This window comes from Pollutimonas nitritireducens (assembly GCF_002849615.1).
In the GTDB taxonomy this organism is placed as follows: domain Bacteria; phylum Pseudomonadota; class Gammaproteobacteria; order Burkholderiales; family Burkholderiaceae_B; genus Pollutimonas; species Pollutimonas nitritireducens.
On sequence record NZ_PDNV01000008.1, the window covers coordinates 201800 to 226073 of the forward strand.

General features: G+C 58.8%; 24 protein-coding genes. 11 read left to right on the plus strand and 13 right to left on the minus strand.

The features are described 5' to 3' along the window. Positions 1-14: 14 nt before the first annotated feature. From CR155_RS13845 to CR155_RS13855, 3 genes are read right to left on the minus strand one after another with little or no spacing between them, the layout of a single operon-like run. Positions 15-248, minus strand: a complete 234-nt coding sequence (locus CR155_RS13845) for a hypothetical protein (protein WP_143705205.1) — start codon at positions 246-248, stop codon at positions 15-17. Between the two features lie 31 nt (positions 249-279). Continuing rightward, positions 280-2790 carry a PAS domain-containing hybrid sensor histidine kinase/response regulator family protein gene (locus CR155_RS13850; protein WP_199171760.1) on the minus strand — a complete coding sequence of 837 codons (2511 nt, stop codon included), beginning with the start codon at positions 2788-2790 and terminating at the stop codon, positions 280-282. A 29-nt stretch (positions 2791-2819) separates the two neighbouring features. Next, positions 2820-3497, minus strand: coding sequence for a nitroreductase (locus CR155_RS13855; protein WP_102070627.1), 678 nt, complete (start codon positions 3495-3497; stop codon positions 2820-2822). 96 nt (positions 3498-3593) lie between these two features. On the opposite strand from CR155_RS13855, the gene trxC reads away from it, so the two are divergent. Then, a complete protein-coding gene (gene trxC / locus CR155_RS13860) occupies positions 3594-4037 on the plus strand; it encodes a thioredoxin TrxC (protein ID WP_102070628.1) in 444 nt (147 codons plus the stop codon). A 46-nt stretch (positions 4038-4083) separates the two neighbouring features. Here the strand turns inward: trxC and CR155_RS13865 are convergent, their stop codons facing one another. The 4 genes from CR155_RS13865 to coxB are packed head-to-tail and all read right to left on the minus strand — an operon-like array spanning position 4084 to position 8249. Continuing rightward, positions 4084-4593, minus strand: a complete 510-nt coding sequence (locus CR155_RS13865; protein WP_102070629.1) for a DUF1993 domain-containing protein — start codon at positions 4591-4593, stop codon at positions 4084-4086. Between the two features lie 49 nt (positions 4594-4642). Beyond that, positions 4643-5005 (minus strand): hypothetical protein, encoded by a 363-nt coding sequence (locus CR155_RS13870; protein ID WP_102070630.1) that lies wholly within the window; start codon positions 5003-5005, stop codon positions 4643-4645. After that, positions 5002-7503 (minus strand): cytochrome c oxidase subunit I, encoded by a 2502-nt coding sequence (gene ctaD, locus CR155_RS13875; RefSeq protein WP_102070631.1) that lies wholly within the window; start codon positions 7501-7503, stop codon positions 5002-5004. Before ctaD ends, CR155_RS13870 begins: the two co-directional genes overlap by 4 nt. Further along, complete coding sequence (coxB, locus tag CR155_RS13880) at positions 7500-8249, minus strand: cytochrome c oxidase subunit II (protein WP_102070632.1); 750 nt, start codon at positions 8247-8249, stop codon at positions 7500-7502. The genes ctaD and coxB overlap by 4 nt, the downstream gene beginning before the upstream one ends. Between coxB and CR155_RS13885 the strand changes: the two genes are divergently transcribed. Next, positions 8248-8721 (plus strand): DUF2231 domain-containing protein, encoded by a 474-nt coding sequence (locus CR155_RS13885; protein WP_102070633.1) that lies wholly within the window; start codon positions 8248-8250, stop codon positions 8719-8721. The genes coxB and CR155_RS13885 overlap by 2 nt on opposite strands. Before the next feature lie 28 nt (positions 8722-8749). Here the strand turns inward: CR155_RS13885 and CR155_RS13890 are convergent, their stop codons facing one another. After that, the gene (locus CR155_RS13890; protein ID WP_233214280.1) at positions 8750-9181 is read right to left on the minus strand and encodes a CopD family protein; all 432 of its coding nucleotides are present in this window, start codon (positions 9179-9181) and stop codon (positions 8750-8752) included. Between the two features lie 258 nt (positions 9182-9439). Between CR155_RS13890 and CR155_RS13895 the strand changes: the two genes are divergently transcribed. Together CR155_RS13895 and CR155_RS13900 are read left to right on the plus strand one after the other, a co-directional pair. Then, positions 9440-10432, plus strand: a complete 993-nt coding sequence (locus CR155_RS13895; RefSeq protein WP_102070635.1) for a Bug family tripartite tricarboxylate transporter substrate binding protein — start codon at positions 9440-9442, stop codon at positions 10430-10432. Between the two features lie 18 nt (positions 10433-10450). Then, positions 10451-12196, plus strand: a complete 1746-nt coding sequence (locus CR155_RS13900; protein WP_102070636.1) for an IlvD/Edd family dehydratase — start codon at positions 10451-10453, stop codon at positions 12194-12196. Positions 12197-12224: 28 nt separating this feature from the next. Here the strand turns inward: CR155_RS13900 and CR155_RS13905 are convergent, their stop codons facing one another. Further along, positions 12225-13103 (minus strand): LysR family transcriptional regulator, encoded by an 879-nt coding sequence (locus CR155_RS13905; protein ID WP_102070637.1) that lies wholly within the window; start codon positions 13101-13103, stop codon positions 12225-12227. 133 nt (positions 13104-13236) lie between these two features. On the opposite strand from CR155_RS13905, the gene CR155_RS13910 reads away from it, so the two are divergent. After that, positions 13237-14175 carry a dihydrodipicolinate synthase family protein gene (locus CR155_RS13910; RefSeq protein WP_102070638.1) on the plus strand — a complete coding sequence of 313 codons (939 nt, stop codon included), beginning with the start codon at positions 13237-13239 and terminating at the stop codon, positions 14173-14175. A 20-nt stretch (positions 14176-14195) separates the two neighbouring features. Beyond that, positions 14196-15137 carry a 2-hydroxyacid dehydrogenase gene (locus CR155_RS13915; protein WP_102070639.1) on the plus strand — a complete coding sequence of 314 codons (942 nt, stop codon included), beginning with the start codon at positions 14196-14198 and terminating at the stop codon, positions 15135-15137. On the opposite strand, the gene CR155_RS13920 is transcribed toward CR155_RS13915, so the two are convergent. Then, positions 15079-16050: a LysR family transcriptional regulator gene (locus CR155_RS13920; protein WP_102070714.1), complete on the minus strand. Its 972-nt coding sequence runs from the start codon at positions 16048-16050 to the stop codon at positions 15079-15081. The two genes, CR155_RS13915 and CR155_RS13920, sit on opposite strands and share 59 nt — an antisense overlap. 157 nt (positions 16051-16207) lie before the next feature. Here CR155_RS13920 and CR155_RS13925 point away from each other — a divergent pair, with 157 nt between their 5' ends. From CR155_RS13925 to CR155_RS13935, 3 genes are all read left to right on the plus strand, one after another. Next, complete coding sequence (locus CR155_RS13925) at positions 16208-17332, plus strand: mandelate racemase/muconate lactonizing enzyme family protein (protein WP_102070640.1); 1125 nt, start codon at positions 16208-16210, stop codon at positions 17330-17332. Between the two features lie 49 nt (positions 17333-17381). Continuing rightward, on the plus strand, positions 17382-18356 hold the full coding sequence (locus CR155_RS13930) for a Bug family tripartite tricarboxylate transporter substrate binding protein (protein ID WP_233214282.1): 975 nt from the start codon (positions 17382-17384) through the stop codon (positions 18354-18356). An 84-nt stretch (positions 18357-18440) separates the two neighbouring features. Then, positions 18441-18944 (plus strand): CinA family protein, encoded by a 504-nt coding sequence (locus CR155_RS13935; RefSeq protein WP_102070641.1) that lies wholly within the window; start codon positions 18441-18443, stop codon positions 18942-18944. A 41-nt stretch (positions 18945-18985) separates the two neighbouring features. Here CR155_RS13935 and CR155_RS13940 read toward each other — a convergent pair whose 3' ends face one another. The 3 genes from CR155_RS13940 to CR155_RS13950 all read right to left on the minus strand — a co-directional run bounded on the left by CR155_RS13940 (position 18986) and on the right by CR155_RS13950 (position 21710). Next, positions 18986-19729 (minus strand): sulfite exporter TauE/SafE family protein, encoded by a 744-nt coding sequence (locus tag CR155_RS13940; protein WP_102070642.1) that lies wholly within the window; start codon positions 19727-19729, stop codon positions 18986-18988. An 86-nt stretch (positions 19730-19815) separates the two neighbouring features. Beyond that, a complete protein-coding gene (locus tag CR155_RS13945) occupies positions 19816-20703 on the minus strand; it encodes a DMT family transporter (protein WP_199171761.1) in 888 nt (295 codons plus the stop codon). Positions 20704-20717: 14 nt separating this feature from the next. Further along, a complete protein-coding gene (locus tag CR155_RS13950; protein ID WP_102070643.1) occupies positions 20718-21710 on the minus strand; it encodes a Bug family tripartite tricarboxylate transporter substrate binding protein in 993 nt (330 codons plus the stop codon). A gap of 188 nt (positions 21711-21898) precedes the next feature. On the opposite strand from CR155_RS13950, the gene CR155_RS13955 reads away from it, so the two are divergent. After that, a complete protein-coding gene (locus tag CR155_RS13955; RefSeq protein WP_102070644.1) occupies positions 21899-23101 on the plus strand; it encodes an acyl-CoA dehydrogenase family protein in 1203 nt (400 codons plus the stop codon). Between the two features lie 21 nt (positions 23102-23122). Then, on the plus strand, positions 23123-24262 hold the full coding sequence (locus CR155_RS13960) for an acyl-CoA dehydrogenase family protein (RefSeq protein ID WP_102070645.1): 1140 nt from the start codon (positions 23123-23125) through the stop codon (positions 24260-24262). Positions 24263-24274: the final 12 nt, after the last annotated feature.

A 24274-nucleotide genomic window follows, 5' to 3' on the forward strand; every position in this document is an offset into this window, starting at 1 on the left:
AAGCGGACGCGGCCTCACTTCGTCCGGCCGCGAGCCGGCCGCAACTGAACCTTGCCGTAACGCACCACCGTCTTGAGTCGACCGCCTTCGACCGTGGCGCGTCCTTTGTCGTCATAGGCGATGAGCTCGCACATACCCAGCTCTTCGTCCGCCGTAATGCAACCTTTCACCAGTTCGCCATCCAGGAAGACATCGAAGCGCCCGTACTGCAACGTCGCGTGCCCCGGATCGTCTTTATTGACCGACACTCTCATCCTCTAACCTTTGCCAATTTTTTCTTCACTTCCTGATGAGATCGTGTATTTTGCTGCCCATGCTTGCCATGGTGAACGGTTTGATCATCACTTCCATTCCACTGTCCAGCATTCCGTTGCGTACGATGGCCTTCTCGGCATAGCCTGTGACGAACAGCACCTTCAACCCCGGCCGGCTGATGCGCGCGGCATCGGCTACCTGCCGACCATTCATGCCCCCCGGCAACCCGACGTCGGTAATGAGCAGATCGACTTCGTCTTCCGACTCGAGCAATTTCAATCCGGAAGGACCATCAGCAGCCGCGAGGGCGATGTAGCCGTTTTCTTCCAGCACTTCAACCATCAATTGCCGAAGCGCCGGCTCATCGTCAATGACCACCACCCTCTCGCCCCTGCCCGAAGCGGCGACGGCGGCACTGCGGACTTCCTTGGGCGCCTCGGCGCTACCCAGGTCGCGAGGCAGGTAAATACGCATCGTGGTACCCGTGCCGACCTCGGAATAAATCTGGACCTGGCCGCCGGATTGCCGCACGAAGCCATAGATCATCGACAGCCCGAGTCCTGTGCCTTGCCCAAGCGGCTTGGTAGTGAAAAAAGGATCGAAAGCCTGGGAAATTATGTCAGGTGGCATGCCCGATCCCGTGTCGGTGACGCTCAGGGCAACGTATTCACCAGGAGGAAGCGACCTTTCGCGAGCCGCCCGTTCATCGAGTGACGTGTTGGACGTCTCGACGGTCAGGCGCCCCCCCTCGGGAGACATCGCGTCCCGTGCATTGATGCAAAGATTCAGCAAGGCGTTTTCCAATTGCGACGGGTCGACGCGTGTAGGCCAAAGGCCTTCGAAGCCCACGATGTACACGTCGATGTCCGGTCCTACCGTGCGCCGGATCAGATCTTCCATATCGGCAACCAGCCGGTTGGTATCGGTGGGCTTGGGCGCCAGCGTCTGGCGCCGGGAGAATGCCAGCAGACGTTGTGTCAACCCGGCTGCCCTGCGGGCAGAGTGTTGCGCTCCGCTGATGTAACGATCGAGATCGGACAGCCGACCTTGTTCCAGGCGCATCTCCAACATTTCAAGATTGCCGCTGATGCCCGCCAGCAGATTATTGAAGTCGTGCGCGATGCCCCCGGTCAATTGCCCTATAGCTTCCATTTTCTGTGACTGGCGCAGGGCTTCGCGCGCGGCGGCAAGCTCTAGTTCAGCCTCTTTCTGGCTGGTAATATCGCGCCCTATGCAGTAATAGGCGTCGTTGAATGGCGCCGCCGCCCAGACGACCCAGCTGTAATCGCCATCTTTACGCAGATATCGGCACTCGAAACGCGTGATCGGCTTGCCTTTTTCAAGACGCTTGTATTCCTCCTGCGCCGTTTGCCGTTCGTCGGGATGGAGCAGTTCAAAAAACGATCTCGCCTCAATCTCGGACTCGGTCCAGCCCAGCACGTTCAGCCAGGCAGGATTCACACTTTCAAACTGGCCACTCACGGACAGCACGCCAAGCAGATCCGGACTGATCTGCCAGAAGCGTCCGCCTACGGCCGAACGCTCCATGACCTCGCGCTCTAGATACGTGTTGAGCTCGCGCAAGCGGGATTCGCTTTCGCGCAATGCGGCATCGGCCAGCGCCCGATCGGTGACGTCAAAGCCCTCGACAAAAATTCCGGTTATTGCGCCGTCGGCATCCTCGATGGGTTCGAAGATGAAATCAATAAAGCGTTCCTCGAAAGCTGCACCCGGTGTTCGGGCCACGCGCAGCGACATCTGTTGCGCCACAAAGCGCTCGCCGCTGGAATAGACATCGTCCAATAGCTCTTTATAGCCCTGTCCCTGGACGTCCGGTATGGCATCTAGGGCCGGCCTGCCGATGTAGTCACGGTCGCCCGCCAGCTGTATATAGGCGTCATTCACGAATTCGAATACGTGGTCGGGCCCCCGAAGGATGGCGATGAATCCAGGTGCGCAGCGAAAGAGTCGCCGCTGCCTATCGATGGCTTGCGCCAGACGTTGTTTAGCCAGGACGTTTTGCGTGGTCTCGGTACAGATCACGAGAACACCGCCCACACCTCCCCGCGCCGTTTCGTCGTCTATAGGACTGAAGCTGTAGGTCCAGTAGACATCTTCGCGTCGACCGTGACGGGTGATTGGAACCAGATGGTCTTCATTCCAGGTGGCTTGGCCACCGGCCATGACGTGCTCGACCTGCGGACCGATAATGTCCCAGATTTCTGCCCAGACGATCCGGGCGGGCTGGCCCAGTGACTGTGGATGCCGCTCAGGACCGATCGATTCACGATACGCGTCGTTATACAGGCAGGCGCCGTCCTGACCCCACCATATGTACATGGGATGACTGGTATTGAGCAGGAGACGCACTACCGTGCGTAGCGACTGAGGCCATCCGGAAGGGTATCCGAGCGAAGACTTGGACCAGTCATACGACCGCATCAAGGCCCCCATTTCACCACCACCATACAGAAAGCGAAGATCGGAAGCGGGGAAATCTCCGCCGCCTGCGGCACCAAAAATCTTTGTATCCATAATTTCTTGAGCTAATATGAACGACGAGGTCAGGAATGAAAAGTCACGAACTCGTCAAGAGTGATACGCGCTGGCCGGTATCGGTTTGCCAGGCAGTTGGAGTCCTCGTAACCCATGGAAATTCCACAAATTACTGTCTGATCTTCACTGATGCCCAACAAGTTTTTCGTGATGCCCGGATAGTTGGCCAAGGCGGCTTGCGGGCACGTGTGCAAGCCGCAGGCCCGCGCCGCTACCATGATGTTCTGCAAGAACATCCCGTAATCCAGCCAGCTACCTTGCTGCAGATCGTTATCGATGGAAAAGATTAAGACGACCGGGGCGCCAAAGAAAGCGTAGTTGCGTTCGTGCTGCTGGGCCGACGCTTTGCGGTCGCCTTTTTTTATGCCCAATGTTTCGTACAGGCCCCATCCGGTCTCGCGTCGGCGCTCGATGTACGGACTGCGCCAGTTCACCGGGTAATAATCGTATTCCCGTTCTTCTGGCAGATTGCGGACGTGCGCCTCGCGTAGCTGGCGGGATAGCTCGTCGCGTTTCCCGCCCGTAACGACATGGACCTTCCAGGGCTGTATATTGCTACCACTGGGTGCATACGAAGCCGTGGCAAGTATCTTGTTGATGAGTCCGACGCTGACCGGTTTGGGTAAAAATCCCCTGACACTGCGCCGCGACGTGATCGCATCAATGACTATGTCCAATTGATTCATACTAGACTTCCTGGAGGATACTGAGGCGAAGGGCTATTCTATACGCAGTGCCATGGCAGCAGACCAGCAGACCATGAACCCAGACTGGAGAAATTGATGACTGAATCGCTACATGTAGTTTGTCCACACTGCGATACCGTGAACCGGATTCCCCAAGATCGACTGCGTGATCAGCCAACCTGCGGGAAATGCAAGCAGGAATTATTTACCGGAAAACCGCTGGAGTTGACCAGCCAGCGTTTCCCCCAACATATTTCACGCAACGACATTCCCGTACTGGTCGATTTCTGGGCGCCGTGGTGCGGACCCTGTCTAAGCATGGCGCCCGCCTATGCCCAGGCAGCACAACAGCTTGAGCCTGAGATGCGCGTGGCCAAGCTGGATACTGAAGCGGCACAGGAACTGGCGGCGGGATACTCCATACGAAGCATTCCCACATTGGCGCTATTCAAGGGAGGACGCGAAATAGCGCGTCAACCGGGTGCCATGAGTGCGTCTGACATCATGGCGTGGGCAAGGCGCCACGCCGGCCTGACATGACACCGCCCTGGCTGGCGGCCGGCAATAGTCTCTTGGCCGCCCAGTATTAATACTGGCCCATGAAATCGCGTTTACCCACTTCCACACCGTTGTGACGCAAAATTGCGTAGGCAGTTGTGACATGAAAGAAGAACTGCGGCAAGCCATAAGTCAATAAATACGACTGTGCGTCGAATTTCCTTTCTTTGGGCGTACCCGGACGAGTCACGATGCTGCGGTCTTCGTGGCCATCGATCTGACCGGCGGAAAATCCGTCAATGAAGGCCACTGACTTCGCAATGAGCGCGTGCAGGCCGGCGAAGGTGGGTTCGGCGTCATCATATTTGGGTACGTCCACACCGGCCAGGCGTGCCGATACGCCTCGGGCGAAATCGGCGGCAACCTCCACTTGCCGGGCCAGCGGGAACATATCCGGGAAAAGACGCGCCTGCAACAGGGCAGCAGGATCAATCTTCCGGGCTTCCGCATGCTCTTCAGCCTTGCTGAGCAACGCATCCAGGCTGTTCAGCATTTGTTTGAACACAGGAACTGAAGCGGCATAGAGAGAAATTGTCATGGGGACTCCGAGGTAAGAGGACAGATGATTATAGCCATCCTCCCCCTGCCTAGGCGCAGACAGGGATCCATACCAATGGCAGCCCGATGATTACGGTCGATGCGAGACCGGCAATATCCACTGTCGAAGTCAAGACAGACATGAAACGAGACAACTGTGGCGAACTTCCCTCCCGGCGCGCGACGCGCAAAGCCGACCAGCCACGTATCGCCAGCCAGGACAGCACGGCCAGCGAGGTTAACCACACCAGCAACAGCAGCCAGGTCAACAATGGCAGCCCGAACACGGCATTCAACAGCATGGCGCGCTGACATCCCAGTGCATGCCCGCCATACAGAGCCAGAAAACAAAACATCCATATGACAAGCCCGATCATGGCACGCCATAAGCCGCCGCTGTGCGCCGATATCATGAGAACACCCACGGAAGGCCATAGAGTGTTGCCATCACAGCCACGGCAGTCATGGCTGTGTAATCGCTCCACATGCGAAGCACTGCCGGCTCCAGCGCGCGTATCGGTGAAATGTAGCCGGCACGGCAACGCAATGCGAGGTAGAACGCCAGAATACTGGTCACAGCCAAATGCAGGCCCGCGTAGCAAAGCAATATCAGACTTGTTGACACATAGGCGTGACTGGTGGCGGGTGGAAGCGGTCCCGCCACCATAACCACCGCCAGGACCGCTATAACGCCGGCGGCCGAGCCCGCCAGGAACCATGCGCTGCACGCGCGTCGTCGGCCTCGATAGTTTGCTCCGCATGCGGCCCTCACGGCGGCGGCAGTCGCCAGGGGCACGCACGCTGCGAGCGTGCCCCATATGGGGGAAATGGTGATCCAAGCTGGCGGAGGCCAATTGGGTGCCATTGTCCACAAGAAAAGATAACCGAACAATAAGGACGCGAACAGCGCCGCATTGGCGGCCAGGCTGCATGCCATCCCCCACCACCCGGGTGCACTGGTCGCGGCGAAATGGGGTGGTAGCATGATTTCTGGAGCGGCCTCTATTGCCCCGGGATCCTCACGGGTTCCGTTTTGCCAGGCCCATCGAAGGAAGATCAGTAGCGCGGCCACGGCGCCGGCCAGCGCGACCATATAAAGCTTGAACAGGACACAGACGAAAAACACACCCGTGGCGATCGCCGCATAAAAAGGAAGCCAGCTTGGCCCAGGCAATTGCACGACACTGCGCGGTATGCCGCTCAACATATCCACACTGAGTGTCTGGCGTTGGCCTGGCGCTGACTTCCCCAGCCAATGCCTGCCACCCGCAAGCTCCACGCCAAGGACCGGATTGTCCCAGAGGGGTTCTCGCCCCTGCACATCGGGCAAGCTCGCGAAATTGTAGGAAGGAGGCGGAACAGGCATGGCCCACTCCAGCGTTCCAGCATTCCAGGGGTTTCGGGGCGCGCGCCTTCCCGCACGCCCGTGCAGGAACATATCAAGCACGAACACCAGGAAGCCCATCGCCTGAATGAACGCGCCCAGCGACGACAGCAAATTCAGCGTATCCCATCCCGCATCCGGCGGATAGGTGTAGATTCTGCGCGGCATGCCAACCAGGCCGGTCAGGTGCATGGGAAGAAATGTCAGGTTGAAACCGACGAAAATCAGCCAGAACGCCGTGGTCCCCGTACGTCCTGATGGCATTCTGCCCGTGATGTGCGGCATCCAGTAGCATGCCGCGGCCAGCAAGGGAAACACCATGCCACCCGTCAACACATAGTGCAAGTGCGCCACCACGAAGTGGGTATCGTGGGCCTGCCAGTTGAACGGCACCAGCGCCAGCATGACACCGGTGAGGCCGCCGGTGACAAATACGGCCAGAAAGCCCGCCAGATAGAGCATGGGCAATCGGAACCGGGTGTCACCCGACCAAAGCGTTGCGATCCACGCGAAGAACTGCACCGCCGTGGGCACCGTCACCAGCATGCTTGCCGCCGAGAAAAACAGGACGGAGAGCTGCGGGATACCTACGGTGAACATGTGATGAACCCATAGCCCGAAGCTCAGGAAACCGACCGCGGCCACGCTGCCTACCACCCATACATATCCTGCCAGGGGCCGCTGCGCAAATACGGGAATCATGGTGGACACCATGCCGGCCGCGGGCAGGAAAATAATATAGACCTCGGGATGACCGAAAAGCCAGAACAGGTGTTGCCACAAAAGCGGGTCGCCGCCGCGCATCACGTCAAAGAACGGCCAGCCAAAGGCGCGTTCGACTTCGAGCAAAATACTGCCCAATATCAGCGGGGGAAATCCGACCAGGATCATTCCCGCGGTCACCAGCATGTACCACGCGAAAATCGGCATGCGGTTCAGACCCATGCCCGGTGCCCGCAACTTGAGTATCGTGGCAATCAGCTCCACCGCGCCGCAGATGGCCGATATCTCGGCGAACGTCACCCCGATCAGCCATATATCGCTGTTGATGCCAGGCCGGTAGGTGGGGCCCGACAGCGGCGTGTACATGAACCAGCCACTGTCGGGCGCCAGTCCCAGCACCATAGCGGCCACGAGTATCAGGCCGCCCGCCAGATAGCACCACCAGCCATAGGCGCCGAGCCTGGGGAACGCCAGGTCGCGTGCGCCGAGCATCTTCGGGAGCAAATAGAACGAGAAACCCTCCAGCATGGGAATTGCGAACAGAAACATCATCACCGTGCCGTGCATGGTGAAAACCTGGTTGTAGGCATCGCTGTCCAGAAATGCATTGCCCGAAGTCGCCAACTGGGCACGCAGCAGCATGGCCAGGACGCCGCCAATCATGAAAAACACCAGCGCCGCGACAATGAAACGCCGCCCCACCGTCGTGTGATTGACGGCTGATAAACTGCGCCACCCCTTGGGAGAGCGCCAGTCCTTATCCAATGCATGATGCAGGGCGACAGACGAAACAGGCTGCTTCATGGCACGACCCTCGAGGTCGACAGGCGGGCAAGCGCCCGCGCAAGGCCGGCTTCGTCATGCGCCTGCACCTTCAACGGCATGTGCGCGTGCCCGGCCCCGCAGAACTCCGCGCACACACCATCGTAGATTCCGGACTCGGGGGCCTGCAGACGTATCGTGTTTATCCGACCGGGAATGGCGTCGATCTTCCCACCCAGGCGGGGAATCCAGAAACTGTGGATCACATCGACTGAAGTGACGGTGACATACACCGGCCGTCCGGCCGGCACATGTATGTGGTTGACGGCATACAACGGCCCATTTTGGGCTTGCGGATAAATGATCTCCCACCACCATTGGTGTGCGCGAACCTCCACGCGGTACACATCGCTTTCAGCGCGGCGAGGCAACTGTTCATCGCCAGCGTTCCATCCATACGCCAGCAAGGCAAGCAATACCACCCCTGGAAACACCAGTCCGCCTCCGATCAGCAGCAGTGTCGTTGGCGCAGGTTGACGCCTGTCCGGCGTGCGGCTCGCCGCATAAACAGTCAGCACGATCATCAACAGCAGGATGGCGGCCGCTCCCCAGGCCATGACGCTCCAGACTTGCGCAATATTGCGCGCCGCCGGTCCCGCTGCATCCAGGATCGAGAGACGTCCGGCGGAGCAGCCCGCGAACATCGGCATGAGCCCCATCGAAACCGCCAGGCCTGTACGGCACGCCTTTTGCTGGTGTTGTGCCGGCACCCCACCCGGAGACTTCATGGAAAATCTGGCCCAACCGTTACCCGATGGCACGCACACCGTGGTTGCCGTCTCGAGCCACCCCATGCATCCCATGCTGGTGACTTTTCCTATTGCACTACTGATTTGCGCACTGGCCAGCGATACGGCCTTTGTCGTGCTGGGGGACGGCTTCTGGGCACGGGTATCGCTATGGCTTCTGGGTGTGGGAACATTCATGGGCGCGCTTGCCGGCGTGGCAGGCACCATAGAACTGCTGTCTGTCGCGGGCATACGCCAACGCGCCGCCGCATGGAACCACTTCGTCATGGCAGTCATGCTCCTGGCCGTAGGTTTTATCAATTGGCTCAGCAGGCTGCCCGACGCGGAAACGGCAATTTTTCCGATAGGCATCTACCTTTCCTTCCTTGGCGCCTTGCTCGTCGCGCTAGCCGGGTGGCTCGGCGGCAAACTTGTGTTTGAAGACCGGGTCGGCACCTTGCCCGAAAGGTAAGGGTCGTCGATCAAGGGGCGGGATACGATCATGGGACGCTCCACGTATCAATAAACAATACCGGCTTGGCCAGGACCAGCCATAAAACCATACCGATCATCAGCACCGGCGGCATGACCAGCCAGGGCTCAACACGATAGCTGCGCCGGCGGTGCGACTCGTGTCCCAGGCGAGCCAACATGTGGCCACAGTACGCGTGAAATATTGCCATGAGAGCAACCACTGTGAGCTTGGCAGCCAGCCAGCCGCCCGACGCACCGCTTGCATAAACCAGCGCGGCTCCTGAAAGTATGGCAATGACGGCGGCAGGCGAGGCAATCACTACGAACGCCATCCGGCTCATCAACCGGACCCGCTCGAACTCCGCCTGCCGACGCAGCCGGGGCCCTGCGCTGTAGAGCGCCGGCAGGTAAAGCAAACACCCGCACCAGATGACCAGCGAGGCAATGTGCAGGGCCATCAGCCACGCCATGCTAGTTGGCCCCGCACTGGGTATGGTTTCTGGAGATCAACATGGCGCTTCCGGTTTCGACAAGAAGGTCTTCAATTAGCAAGCGGCGTGCCCATTGCTCGCAACGCTGGCGGTAGTCATGCTCACCGCATGCAACGTATTTTTTTGGATTGACGAAAAAAATATTTTCCCCTCGTCCAACGCAAGACTGCGAACATGAGAGGCAGATTTCCGGGAAACATCACAATACTTATTTAAGGGACAACCATGTTTCAACCATCCAAAACCTTGCTAGGCACTTCGCTGGCCGCACTGCTGCTTGCCATGCCCATGGGCGCAATGGCCCAAAGCGCCGACAGCTACCCCGATCAACCCATACGCCTGATCATCCCCTACCCCCCCGGTGGCGCCACCGACGTCATTGGTCGTATCGTGGGCAAGAACCTTAGCGACGAAATCGGCAAGCAGGTCGTCATCGAAAACCGTGGCGGCGCTGGCGGCAACATCGGTGCGGCCGAGGTCGCACGCGCCAAGCCCGACGGGTACACACTGCTTATGGGCGCACTGACGTCGCACTCGGTGATGGCCACGCTGGAAAAAGGCAAGCTTCAATACGATCTGCAAAAAGACCTGACGCCTGCGGGCGTGGTGGGCTTCGTACCCCTTGTGGCCGTGGTGAACCCGTCGGTGCCTGTCAAATCGTTGAATGAACTCGTGGACTATGCCAAGAAAAATCCTGGCAAGCTCAATTTTGCATCGTCGGGCGCTGGCGCGCCGCAACGCATGGCCATGGAATTGTTCAAGCAAATCGCCGGCGTCGATATCGTGCACGTCGCCTACCGGGGTAGCGGCCCGGCCATGACGGACTTAGTCGGCGGCCAGGTTCAAGTCATGACCGAGACAATGCCGGCGGCCATCTCGTTCATCAAGTCCGGGCAGCTGCGTCCCTTGGCGGTGCTGACCCCAGAGCGCGTGTCCATGTTGCCCGACGTACCCACGGCCAAGGAACAAGGCCTGACCGGTTTCAACGTCAGCTCCCTGTTTGGCGTCATGGCGCCTGCGGGCACCCCTGCCCCAATTCTCGAAAAAATCAACAAGGCACTGCTGGCAGGGCTTTCAAAGAAAGCAGTCAAAGATCAGCTGCTGCAGCAAGGCGTCTATGCCGATCCCCTGGCCCTCGAGCCTTCGAAAACCAGGCTCACCGCCGAAGTCGAGCAATGGGCTAAAGTCATTCGCGATGGCAACATAACCGTCAATTAACGAAAAAAGCACACATCCATGACCAAGAAAACTCCCTCGACTCCCGACATTGAAGCCACCGGTCTGCGCAAGGGCTTGACCAGCTATGGTGACAACGGCTTTTCGCTGTTTCTTAGAAAGGCCTTTATCAAGGGGGCGGGCTATTCCGATGAAGCCCTGGATCGGCCGGTGATCGGAATCGCCAACACGGGTAGCGCCTATAACCCCTGTCATGGAAATGTGACGCAACTCATCGAGGCGCTCAAGCGCGGCATCATGCTGGCGGGCGGGCTGCCCATGGACTTTCCCACGATTTCCATCCACGAAAGTTTTGCCTTCCCGACCAGCATGTATCTGCGTAACCTGATGTCGATGGATACCGAGGAAATGATCCGGGCGCAGCCCATGGATGCCGTGGTACTGATAGGCGGTTGCGACAAAACGGTGCCGGCACAACTGATGGGCGCCGCATCGGCTGGAATACCCGCCATCCAGCTTATCACCGGGTCCATGCTGACCGGCTCGCATCGCTCCGAGCGCGTCGGTGCGTGCACCGACTGCCGACGTTATTGGGGAAAATACCGGGCCGAAGAGATCGACGATCAGGAAATCGCCGATGTCAACAATCAGCTGGTGGCCAGTGTGGGCACCTGTTCGGTAATGGGTACCGCCAGCACCATGGCCTGCATTGCCGAGGCCTTGGGCATGACCGTACCGGGAGGGGCCAGCCCGCCCGCCGTTACGGCAGACCGCATGCGGATTGCCGAGATGACCGGCGCACAAGCTGTAGAAATGGCCCGCAGCGGCCTGACCATCGACAAGATACTAACTGCCGACGCCTTCGAAAACGCCATGCGCGTGTTGCTGGCCATAGGTGGATCCACCAATGGCATCGTGCACCTTGCCGCGATTGCCGGACGCCTGGGACTGGATATTGACCTCAAGACCCTGGACCGCATGGGCAGGGAAACACCGGTACTGCTGGACCTGAAGCCTTCCGGTCAGCACTATATGGAAGACTTCCACAAGGCCGGCGGCATGGCCACGCTGTTGCGCGAACTCAAGCCCCGGCTCAAGCTGGACGCCCTGACCGTTACCGGCCGCACGCTGGGCGAAGAAATCGAACGGGCAGGCCCGGGCTTTCGCCAGGATGTCGTCAAGACCATGGACGACCCCATTTATCCACAAGGCGGCATCGCCGTACTCGAAGGAAACCTGTCGCCGGGCGGCGCCATCATCAAGCAATCCTCGGCCGATCCCGGGCTCATGGAACACGAAGGCCGGGCTGTGGTCTTCGAGAATGCCATAGACCTTGCCAACAGAATCGATTCTGACGAACTTGACGTCACCGCCGACGATGTGCTGGTTCTTAAGAATATCGGCCCGAAAGGCGCCCCCGGCATGCCGGAAGCCGGCTATATCCCCATTCCAAAAAAGTTGGCCGTCAAGGGCGTGAAAGATATCGTCCGCATTTCCGATGGCCGCATGAGCGGCACGGCCTTTGGCACCATTGTCCTGCACGTGACCCCGGAATCAGCCATCGGCGGCCCGCTGGCTTATGTGCAGAACGGTGACCGCATTCGCCTGAGCGTCAGCAAGCGCGAGATTTCGCTGCTGGTATCCGATGAAGAGATGCAGCGCCGCAAACAGGCGTCCCCCATTACACCACCGACGGCCGACCGGGGCTACAAGAAGCTGTTCCTGGATACCGTGACCCAAGCCGACCAGGGCGTTGACTTCGACTTCCTGCGCGCCGTGCGACCCGACCTTCCACCTTCAGCGTGACCCGGAATCGCGCATTCGGGTACAAGCCCTATGCGCGCGTTCCGAACAATGCCTTGGCCTCATCATAGACCGAGGCCGCCATCTTGGCATGATGGCCTTGCGCGTTCCAGATCAGGCCACTGCGACGGACGGGTGCGCGACCCGGCAGGGGGACACGCACGATGTCCAGCGACGGGTCCCACATGTAGGACCAGTCGGGCAACAGCGATACACCCAGACCTTCATGTACCAGCGAGGCAATGGCCAGCAGGCTGTCGATTTCCAGGCGCTGCCGGGTGCGTAATTGATGATCGCGCAGATAGCGGTCAGCCAGTTGGCCGCCATACACGCTGCGATCGTAGCGCAGAAAGGGCTGGGTCTCCAGCAACCAATGTGCAGCTTGCTCCTTCAGGCGGGTTGGCGCCACGACCACCAGCGGCTCCTCCATGAACGCCTGCCATATGCAGTTCTTGGGGACGGCAAACTGCGGTTCCACGACAATCGCGGCATCCAGGTCGCCATTTGCCACTTTTGCACAAAGGTCAATGGAAGCGCCGGGCGTGATGAAAACTGAGGCGGTCGGATAAACGCCGTACAGCCGCTTCAATATTGGCGGCAGGACATTGGTCAAGGCGGACACGAAGCAGCCCATGCGCAGTTCCCCGGGCTGCGCGCCATCGACGGCCATTGCGCGCAGGTCGCGAATATTGCGTATGACGGCCCGCGTTCCTTCAAGAATGCGGATACCGCTTTCCGTCGGCTTGACGGACCGGCCCGAGCGCTTCACCAGGGCAACCCCCAGATCTTCTTCCAGCGCCTTGATGCGCGCCGCGATGGCTGCGGAAGTCAGGTCAAGCCGACGTGCGGCTTCGGCAAAGGAACCGGCCTCGACGACGGCGACAAAGCTCTGCATGTATTTCGTATCCATGATGCTCGACCGTTGCGGGTTAAAGGCAAATAATTCTATTTTGTGAAACAAGGGAAAGCCACTTTAACTTATACCTTGCCCGAGCAATACTCTTGCAGTTCATTGAATAAAAAAATCTGCCAGTGGAGGCCTTATGATTAACTCGAAAATGCGCGGTGTCCTGTCGCCCGTACTCACACCTTTCAACGCGGACTATTCGGTTTCCCGCCCGCGTTTCCTCAAACACTGCCGGTCGTTGATCGAGCAGGACGTCGGCCTTGCCGTATTCGGCACCAATTCCGAAGCCAATTCCCTGTCTATCAATGAAAAGCGCCAGTTGCTTGACCTTCTGGTTGATGAAGGCCTGCCCACCCAGAAAATGATGCCCGGCACGGGCCAGTGCGCCGTCACGGACTCCATCGAGCTCACGCGGCATGCAGTCGACCTCGGTTGCGCCGGCGTGCTGATGCTGCCGCCCTTCTACTACAAGGGCGTCAGCGACGAGGGTCTGTACCGCAACTATGCCACCATCATCGATGCCATCGCCGACCCACGCCTGAAGATTTATCTTTACCACATTCCCCCGGTGTCGCAGGTGGGCATCAGCCTGGAGTTGATCGAACGGCTGTTGAAATCCTACCCCGAGAATATTGCCGGCATTAAAGACAGCTCTGGAAACTGGGACAACACGTTGGCCATGCTGAAGCAATTCCAGCCCGCCGGCTTCGATGTGTTTGCGGGCAGCGAGGCCTTCCTGCTGCAGACCTTGCGCAATGGCGGCGCAGGTTGCATCACGGCGACCGGCAACGTGAACCCGGCGGCCATTGCCCACCTGGGCGCCACCTGGCAGGACGACGACGCCGATGCGCAGCAGACGCGCTTGAACGAAGTACGAGGTGTCTTCCAGAAGCTGCCCATGATACCGGCCATGAAATCGGCCATTGCAGCGCAGGCCCAGGATCCCAGCTGGTCGGTCGTCCGCCCCCCTCTTGTGGAACTAACGCCGGATCAAGCGGCTCAACTGAATGCCGACCTGGCTGCCATCGACTTTCAGATCGGCAATGCCAATGCGCTGGCCCATCTCGATGCTTGAGGCGCAGGCTTCCTGACGCGATGGCGATTTCTTCCGGCTTTCCTCCATTGCTCAAGATCGGCGTCTTTCCTTGCGCAGTAGAGGCCCGCCTGCGCACTACATTCGATCTCGTTGACCTGCACGAACTCGACGACACCGCAGATCAACGGGCCCGCATTCAGGGCATTGTGACCCGTTCCAATTACCGCATTCCGGTCGAGCTCCTGGAACGACTGCCCAACTTGCGCATCATATGTACCAATGGGGTCGGCTACGACGGCATACCCCTGTCCTATGCTCGAAACCGGGGCATCGTCGTGACAAATACGCCCGACGTGCTCAACAAGGCAGTGGCGGAGCTTGCCGTCGGGTTGGTGCTGGCGCTACTGCGAAATATTTCGCAAGCCGATCAATTCGTGCGTACAGGTGCATGGCAGGCGGGGACTTTTCCGCTGGGCCTGAACTTGGCGGGCAAAAAGGTGGGAATGGTCGGCCTGGGCCGCATAGGCAAGGAAATAGTCGCACGGCTTTTGCCCTTCGAGGCCACTATTGCGTACTCCGGTCGACAACGGCAAGACGTCGAGTGGCCATATTTCAACGACCTGGGTGCGCTGGCTGCGCACGTCGATATTCTTATCGTATGCTGCCCCGGGGGCCAGGCGACCTATCAAATCATTGATGCACAAGTCCTGGATGCGCTTGGTCCCACCGGCATCCTGGTGAACATTGCGCGCGGCAGCGTGGTCAATCAAGTCGATCTGGTCAACGCCTTGGTCAATAAAACCATACTGGGCGCGGCGCTCGACGTCTTCGAGGAAGAACCTCTGGCAGACAGCCCACTCAGCCGTCTGAACAACGTCGTATTGACACCGCACATGGGCAGTGCCACACACGAAACCCGAATGGCAATGGCCGAGCTGGCCATCAAGAATCTGACGGATTTTTTTGAGACCGGCCAGGCGGCGACGCCGGTTGCGCAATAGTCAATTCCAGAAAAGCGCGCACAAGCTTTTCACGGGCATTGGCACGCAGCCATAAAAGCCCCAGATCGCGCGTTGGCACAGGTTCCGGAAGACGATGACGCGTCAGCGCTGGGTCCAGCCGGTTTCCGTCTGCCCAATCGGGGAGTACTGACACCCCGAGGCCGGCCTTCACCATATCTGCAATGTAGTCGATACCATCCAACTCCAGCCGCACCAGCGGATACAACTTGTTGGCTCTCAGGTAATCGTCGGCCATCTTGCCCGCCACCACCCGTCTGTCGTAGCGGATGAAAGGTTGACTCCGGATGATGGAGAAAGGGTGCCCCGAAGGGTGTCCCGAAGGGTGCCCCGAAGGGTGCCCCGAAGGGTGTCCCAAAGGGTCATTCTTAACCATGTCGGACGGGGTCAGCAGAATAAGGCGTTCCGTGCGCAAGGTCTTCCAGCTGACGGTTTTTGGCACGTCAAAGAGTGGATGCACAAGAACGGCGGCGTCGAGCACACCGCTCATGGCCCGATCGTACAGGACGGTAGACGAACCTGGCTCGATCAGCACTTCGACATTGGGGTACTTTTCCACCCACCGCTTAAGGACGGGAACCAGCATGCCCTTGAGGGCGGACGGTGTCGCACCAAGCACCAAGGGACCCGCCGGCAGTTCGGTGCTGCTGGCCAGCGAATTGAAATTTTTCACTTCCTGAAGAAGCAGCTTTGCCTGCTTCAACACCTTGCCGCCCGCTTGTGTGGGCTGTACGGTCCGGCCTGCCCTTTCGACCAGGGCCGTTCCCACTTCCGCCTCCAGTGCCTTGAGCCTCAGCGACACGGCGGTGGGCGTCAGGTCCAGCGACCTGGCGGCCGCGGCGATGGAACCCAGTTCCACCACCTGCACGAAGCTTTCCAGAAAACGCGTATCCACATTTACTCCGGCAGTACCCAGGATGATCAGCACGGTCGCCGAAACACTGTTTTTCTTGTTTCTAAAGTCAGCAAAGCAATCTTGTTCTAGCTTTGCATATCAATAAGAATAACGTCAAGCACCAATATCCAATCCGCATTCAACAGGAGAAGTTTCCATGCCCATTATCCAGTCCATCGAAGTCTGCGCTGCTGCCGTCCCGCTCGATACCGTCACGTCGTTCTCAAACCGCTCTGTCAGCACGCGGCATTATGGCCTGGTCAGGATACGGTCCACCGACGGCGTCGAAGGAATAGGCTTTTGTTATGTCGGCAGTGCTGGCGGCGCCATCTTTGCCGCCGCCGTCAAAGAACTGCTGGCGCCCGTGCTTATCAACCGCGACTCCTACGCGGTCGAAGGGCTATGGCAGAAAATGAACCAGGAAGCCCTGCTGCAAGGACGGGCTGGAACCGTAATGCGCGCCATCAGCGCCCTGGATATCGCCCTGTGGGATCTGAACGCAAAAACCCACGGCCTGCCACTACATAAATTCATGGGTGCTGTCGAGCTCGACGCCGTGCCAGCCTACGCCAGTGGCGGCTATTACCTTGACGGCAAGACGCCGCAGCATCTGGGCGAAGAAATGGCCAGCTACGTGGACAAAGGTTTCAAGGCCGTGAAAATGAAATCGGGACGACTTTCTCCGCGTGAGGAAGAGGAACGCCTGAAAGCTGCCCGCGAAGCTATCGGACCCGACGTCGAATTGATGATGGACATGAACAATGCCTGGGCGGACACCACCGAAGCCATGCAATATGTCCGGCGTTTTGAACAGTACGACCCCTATTTCTTCGAAGAGCCCTTTCTGCCCGACGACATCGACAATCATGCCCGCCTGGCCAAGCTGACCCGTGTGCCGATCGCCACCGCCGAAATCGGCTATGGCCGGTGGTACCACAAGGAACTGATGGACAAGGGCGCGGCGTCCATCCTGCAGACCGACGCCGCGGTGTGCGGCGGCATCACGGAGTGGCGGCGCATTGCCCAAACCGCCGCCAGCTACGGATTGGTGATGTGCCCGCACTGGTTCCATGACCTTCATGCCCCGCTGGTCGCCAGCACGCCCAACGCGCGCTATGTCGAATTTTTCTGGAACGACCAGGTGCTCAACTTCCGCAACCTGATCGACCGCCAACTTTCACATAAAGATGGCAACGTAATCCTGCATCAGGAGCCCGGACTGGGATTTGGCTTTGATGAGAAGTTCGTTGCCAAATTTGCCAGATGGGAAGTCATCAATTAAAGCAGTAACACCGCCGCGTCAGCACAATAACAAGCCATGGAGAAAAAACTTGATCAAATTAAAGCAAGCCCTGACACTATGTTGCCTCTCGTTCGCCATGGGCGGCATTCACGCCGCTCATGCCGCGGATGCCTGGCCCTCCCGAACCATCACCTATGTTGCGCCGTTTCCCGCCGGAAGCAATACCGACACTCTGGGACGCATCATTGCAGACCAATTGAGCAAAAAGCTGAACGTATCGGTCGTCGTGGAAAATCGGCCCGGCGCCACCGGCATGATCGGGTCCACCCACGTCGCCAAGGCCAAGCCCGACGGCTACACCATTATGGGCGGCAGTATTGCGTCGCACGCCATCAACGCCGGTCTATTTCCCAATATGCAGTATGACGCCGTTCAGTCGTTTGAGCCCATCACCATCATCGGCTTCAATGCCAATACCTTGGTCGTGGCCAACAGCAGCCCGTTCAAAAACGTGACGGACGTCATTGCCGCGGCCAAGGCCGAACCAGACACGGTCACGTACGCGTCCTCGGGCATTGGAACCACCCAGCACCTGTCCGGAGTCCTGCTGGGACAAGAAGCCGACATCAAGGTGGTCCACGTGCCCTATGGCGGTAAGTCAGCGCTTCCCGACGTCATGGGCAAGCAAGTCAGCATGATGTTCGAAGGCCCCACCGTCGTACCGCACGTGCTCGCAGGCAGCCTGCGCGCCCTGGCGGTGACCTCGACCAAACGCATGGCCAGCCTGCCCGACGTACCGACAATGCGGGAAGCCGGCTTGCCCGATTACGAGATTCGAGCGTGGCAGGCGATCTTTGCGCCCAAGGGTACGCCCAAGCCCATTGTCGACAAGCTCCACCAGGCTGTCAGCGATATCCTGAAAACGCCCGAGGTACTGAAGCGGCTGGAGACGATGGGTGTCGAGCCCTCAGGCATGCCGCCTGCCGAGTTCGCCGAATTCCAGCAGAAGGAGATCGACAAATGGCGCAAGGTCATCAAGGCTGCTGACATAAAAGTCCAATAGCATGCCGAGCGGCGCGCAGCCGCGGCATGGCATTTGCTCCTGAAGCTGACTGACCCCATACCCCCAGCAGCGAGGTACACACCTGTGGATACGATAGAAGAAGTCGCAAAATTCATGAGGTCGGAATCCTTGTTGCTGGTCACGGCCGAGTCTTGCACCGCAGGTTTGATCGCGGCTACCCTGGCCGACATTCCCGGAGCAGGCAAGCTGCTTGATTGCGCTTTCGTCGTTTACTCACCAGAGGCCAAGAAGCGCTGCCTATCGGTCAAGCAAAGCACCATGGACCGCTGCAACCTCACCAGTGAAGAGATCGCACAGGAAATGGCCGAAGGTGCCTTGGGCAACAGTCGTGCCAATGTCGCGGTATCCAACACCGGCGTCGTCGACGATACGGACGATGACATTCCCGCGGGAACCCAATGCTTTGCCTGGGCGTTCGAAGCGGGAACAAACGGCCCCGCCGTATTCACCGAAACGCGGCGTTTCATGGGCGACCGTGTTGCCATCCGTGAAGCCAGTGCGCGGTATGCGCTGGAACGCATTCCCCATTACTTTGCGAAGCTGGACGAGAGCAAGCCTGGGAAGTGAGCCGCGGGGGTCGGCACGGGTAGACGTCGTATCCGCTTCCCTTACCGAGTCCACAGCACATAGAACCCCTGTACTAGATACACGGCGCCTATCGTCATGACCAGCCACTGGGTCCAGCGCCGGAACTGGTGATCCGACAGCTTCTCGAGCACGAACTTGCTGATGCTGGTCCCAGCAATAGCCATGGCCACTGCCAAGCCCATCACCCATTCGTCGATACGCGCCTGGTTTCCAAGGATATTGAAAAAATAGACCAGCTTGGCCATGTGCGAGAAGGTCTGGCAGGCGGCTTTGGTGGCAACGATGGCGCGACGGTCCATTTGGTTGCGCACGAAGAACACGTCCAGCAAAGGACCCGACACGCCAGCGATGAACTGCATGGCGGTGTTCAGAAAGCCGCAAAATTCGGCGCCCAGCCGGCTGTCGGCCTGTGGAACGAACCTTGCCGGAATAAGGACCGCGAGAAATGGGATAACACCCAAGGCGATCAAGACGAAGGCCTTGTCGGGTACAAAGCCCACCACCGAGAACAGCGCCCCAGCCATCAGCAGCCCCATAAGGTAGCGCACAAAGATCCTGTAGTTCACGTTGGCTCGCCACATGATGGCCCGCCACCCGTTGGACGTCATTTGGGCGGTTCCATGCAGCACCATGGCTGCCGACACTGGCAGGAACGTGATCAGCACGCCCATCAGTATCATTCCGCCGGCCATGCCAAAGACTCCGGAGATAAATGATGTGGCCAGCACAGACAATGCTATTAAGAACAAAATACCGATCTGCACATTCTTTCCAGGATTACGAAGCAATCACGCGATTGAGAAGCCCGTGATTATATGAGACCGGCGTGCGGGCCGTCTTGCCATGCAAGCTACCGGGTCGACACCCATAGCCCGCCCGCAACCCCAAGCATGCCCAGTACAACGCCGGGCGTGAGGGACTCTCCGAGCAGCCCCACACCCAGGAGCGCTGCGGTAAGAGGGCTTAGTGACAGGAATACCGTGACGTGTGTCGGGCTCGCGTGCTTTAGCGCCCAGAGCCACAGCATATATCCGACACCGCTGGATACGCCAATCGCGACGATAATGGCCCAGGCGGATGCCGATAGCGAAGGAGGATGCATGAAGATGCCTTCGAACCCCGCGGCCACCGCAAGAAACACCACGGAGGCCAACATTGCCAGCGCGGCCAGCGGCAAAGTGGGATAGCGACGCAGATAAGGTCGATAAAAGACCGAGCACAGCGCACCACAAAGCGCCGAGCCGAGCACGGCGGCAACACCCAGCCACTCGTCACGTCCACCATCGACCAGCAAATTTTCGCCAAGGGTGGCCGCAACACCAGCTATGGTCATGGCCACGCCCAGGGTCTTGCGCCCGGTCAGCGCCTCGCTACCCAGCATGGCGGCGACCACCATGGTGATCAAAGGCAGCGTCGCAAAAAGCAGCGCCGCCCGTGTCGAGGATATGAACTGCAAACCCAGGTTCAACAGCACGACAAGGACAGCGAACTGGCCAACGCCCAAGACCAGGACCGCGAAGAGATCGCGTCGTGCGAAACGCACACGCCCTTGCATCAGTACAAACGGCACGATGCACGACAAACCAATGGCATAACGCAGCAGCGCGAGGGAAAAAGGACCGATATCGTGCACAACATAGCGCGTGCCCACTATGGAGGCACCGACTTGCACTCCAGTCAGTGCGGCAGCCGCCAGCGCCAGCGTTGTCCGCGAGAAGTTCATCAGGCCTGCTTCCATTTGCAATACCCGCTTTACTCCAGTTTGATGCCGGCCTTGCGGACAATCTCCCCATACATCGCGGTATCCTTCTTGATGAGCTCCGTAAGTTCAGCTGAGCTACCGCCTACTGGCACGAACCCGGCATCGTTAAAGAGCTTCTTCACATCAGCCTCCTGCACGATCGCCGCAATCTCGGTCGACACGCGCTCAACAATATCCTTGGGTGTTCCCGCGGGTGCCATCAACGATACCCACGAATTCATTACGAAACCCGGAAATCCCGACTCGCCCATGGTCGGAATATTCGGCTCATCCTCCCAGCGCTTGGCAGCCGTCACTGCCAGAACCTTGAGCTTGTTTTCTTTCACGTACTGCATGGGCACAAGAATGGGATCGAACACCATCGAAACCCGGTTGCTCAGCAAGTCGGTAAGTATCGGCGCACTGCCCTTATAAGGAATATGTGTCATCTTCAAGCCCGCCTGCAGGCCGAAATTCGCCCCTGTCAGGTGGGCGCTGGATCCCGTGCCGCTGGAGGCGTAGGTAAGCGCCTCGGGATTCTTCTTGCCGTACTCGACCAACTCGGAAAGGGAATTGACCGGAAGGTCTTTGCTGACGAACAAAAACAGCGGCAAGTCCGCCATGTGCGACACAGGTTGGAAATCGTCGAACGAATAGCTCAGTTTGTATAAATGCGGATTAACCGTGTAAGCAGCCAGCACGGTCACGAACGTGTAGCCGTCAGGCTTGGCGCGGGCCACCATTGCCGTGCCGATGGTGCTGTTGGCGCCCGGCTTGTTGTTCACGATGACGGGCTGTCCCAGGCGGTCCGCGAGCTTTTTCATCACGATCCGCGTGACGGTATCGGTTGCGCCGCCGGGCGTGTAGGGGACTACCACTTCGATAGCTTTCTCAGGCCATGCGGCCGCGTAAGCAGGGGCGGCAGCGTAGGCCGAAATCGCGGCGGCGATGGCCGCCGTGGCGGTTATAAGTTCTCTTCTTGCACTGGCATTGACAATAGGCATTCTTCATCTCCAGACTATTTCATATTGGTGTTATTCTGCTATGCAGAACTAAGTTTCGATTTACATCGCTTGAACCAGTCGGTAGTATATATAGGGATTCCGTGCCGATGCTAGCGGTATTTACCATTGGTCCGGTCCCATAATTCTGCCATGCAGAACAACGTTGTCATGTGTTGTGCGCGATTATCATGAATATCAACTATACAAAAGAACAGCTGGCATTCCGGGACGAAATACGCGAATTTCTGCGTAACAGTTTGTCCACGGAACTCAAGGAAAAAGGCTTCCGCGAGGCGCCATTAACGCGCGACGAGCGCCTGGGGTGGCAGCGCACTCTGCATGAGCATGGCTGGGGCGCGCCAGCCTGGCCCGTCGAGTACGGCGGCACCGGCTGGAACGCCATACAGCGGCATATTTTCGAAGAAGAATGTGCGCAGGCGTTCGCGCCGGAACAGCTATCCTTCGGCATAAAAATGGTGGCACCGGTCATCCAGAAATATGCAACGCAAGAACAGAAAGACCGTTACTTACCCGGCATAATTTCCGGCACGGACTGGTGGTGCCAGGGGTACTCCGAACCTGGTGCGGGTTCGGACCTGGCCTCCGTCAAGACCTCGGCAATACGCCAGGGCGACCACTACGTGGTCAATGGGCAAAAGACATGGACCACGCTCGCCCAACATGCCGACTGGATCTTCTGCCTGGTGCGCACTGATCCCGACGCGCGCAAACAGGCTGGAATCTCCTTCCTGCTGATCGATATGAAAAGTCCGGGCATCACTGTTCGGCCCATCATCATGCTCGACGGCGGACACGAAGTGAACGAAGTCTGGTTTGACGACGTCCAGGTGCCGACGGAAAATCTCGTCGGCGAAGAAAACCAGGGCTGGACTTACGCCAAGTATCTGCTGGGCCATGAGCGCACCAATATTGCACGGATCGGACGTTCCAAGGCCGCCTTGAAGCGACTGAAGACCATCGCAGCCCGCCAGCCCGGCAACGATGGTCAGCCCCTTATCCGTGATCCGCGTTTCCGGGACCGCATTGCGATGGTGGAACTCGAATTGCTGGCGCTGGAAATCACCAACCTAAAATTGGTCGCAGCCGACGCCCAGCAACGCGCGCCGGGTCCAGAGGCTTCGATATTGAAAATCAAGGGCTCGGAGATCCAGCAGGCACTGACCGAGCTGACCGCCACAGCCCTGGGACCCTATGCCACCGCGCATGTTCGCGACCCGCGACGCTATGGAGAAGCAGGCATCAGCGACGCTTTCCCTGAAGATTGCCACAATATGGCAGGCCATTATTTCAACTACCGAAAGACCACCATTTACGGCGGATCCAGCGAAATCCAGAAGACCATTATCTGCAAGGCGATACTGGGACTATAGGAAAATTTAGGAAGATATCTCATGGATTTCAGCTACACCGAAGAGCAACTCGCCCTGGAAGACACTCTGCGCCGCTTCGTTGCCAAAGAGTATTCGTTCGAGCAACGCCGCGGCTACATGGGCAGCTCGGAGGGCTTCAGTCGCACCGCATGGAAGACCTACGCGGAACTGGGCATATTGGCGCTGCCTTTCCCGGACGAGTTCGATGGACTCAACGGAACGGCACTGGACACCATGCTGGTCATGCGCGCGCTGGGCAACGGCCTGACGCTGGAACCCTACCTGGCCACGGTCGTCCTGTGCGGCGGCATCATAAACATGCTCGCCAGCCCGCAGCAAAAGGCCGGCCTCATTCCCGCCATCGGCGATGGGAGCCTCATGCTTGCCCTGGCTCATTACGAGCCGCAATCACGCTATTGCGAATCAGCGGTCGATGCCAGGGCCACCCGGCAGGATGGCCGATGGCAACTGACCGGGCACAAAGCGGTTGTCCTGGGCGCCGCCAGCGCAGACCACCTGCTGGTGTCGGCCAGAACCGACGGCCATGACAGGGTTGACCAATTATCTCTATTCCTGGTGGCTTCGAATACGTCTGGCCTGTCATTCAGACACTATGATTGCCACGATGGCACACGCGCCGCCGATATCGTGTTCGACAACGTACTGCTCGACGACGGCACCCTTGTGGGACGCGAAGCGCACGCCTTGCCAGCCATCATGCAAGGCATCGCGCTGGCCAATGTCGCCATGTCAGCCGAAGCCGCGGGCATCATGCAGTCGCTTAACGCCGCCACGCTGGACTATCTGAAGACACGTAAGCAATTCGGTGTGCCGCTGGGTTCTTTTCAGGCCTTGCAGCACCGGATGGCAGATATGGCCATCGCAGCCGAACAGGCAGATTCGATGGCCTTGCTCGCAGCCATCGAAATGCAGAACCCGGATGCGGATGTCCGCCTGCAGAAGGCCTCCGGCGCAAAAGCGTTCGTGGCCCAGAAGGCCAGACTAGTGGGCCACGAAGCCATCCAGATGCATGGCGGTATCGGCGTGACCGACGAACTCATGGTGGGCCACTACTTCAAGCGCCTTACGACCATCGCCAGTTCATTCGGCGACGTGGATTTTCATTTGCAGCGTTATAGCGATACTATCCGGGCTGCGTGAATGTCCCACATC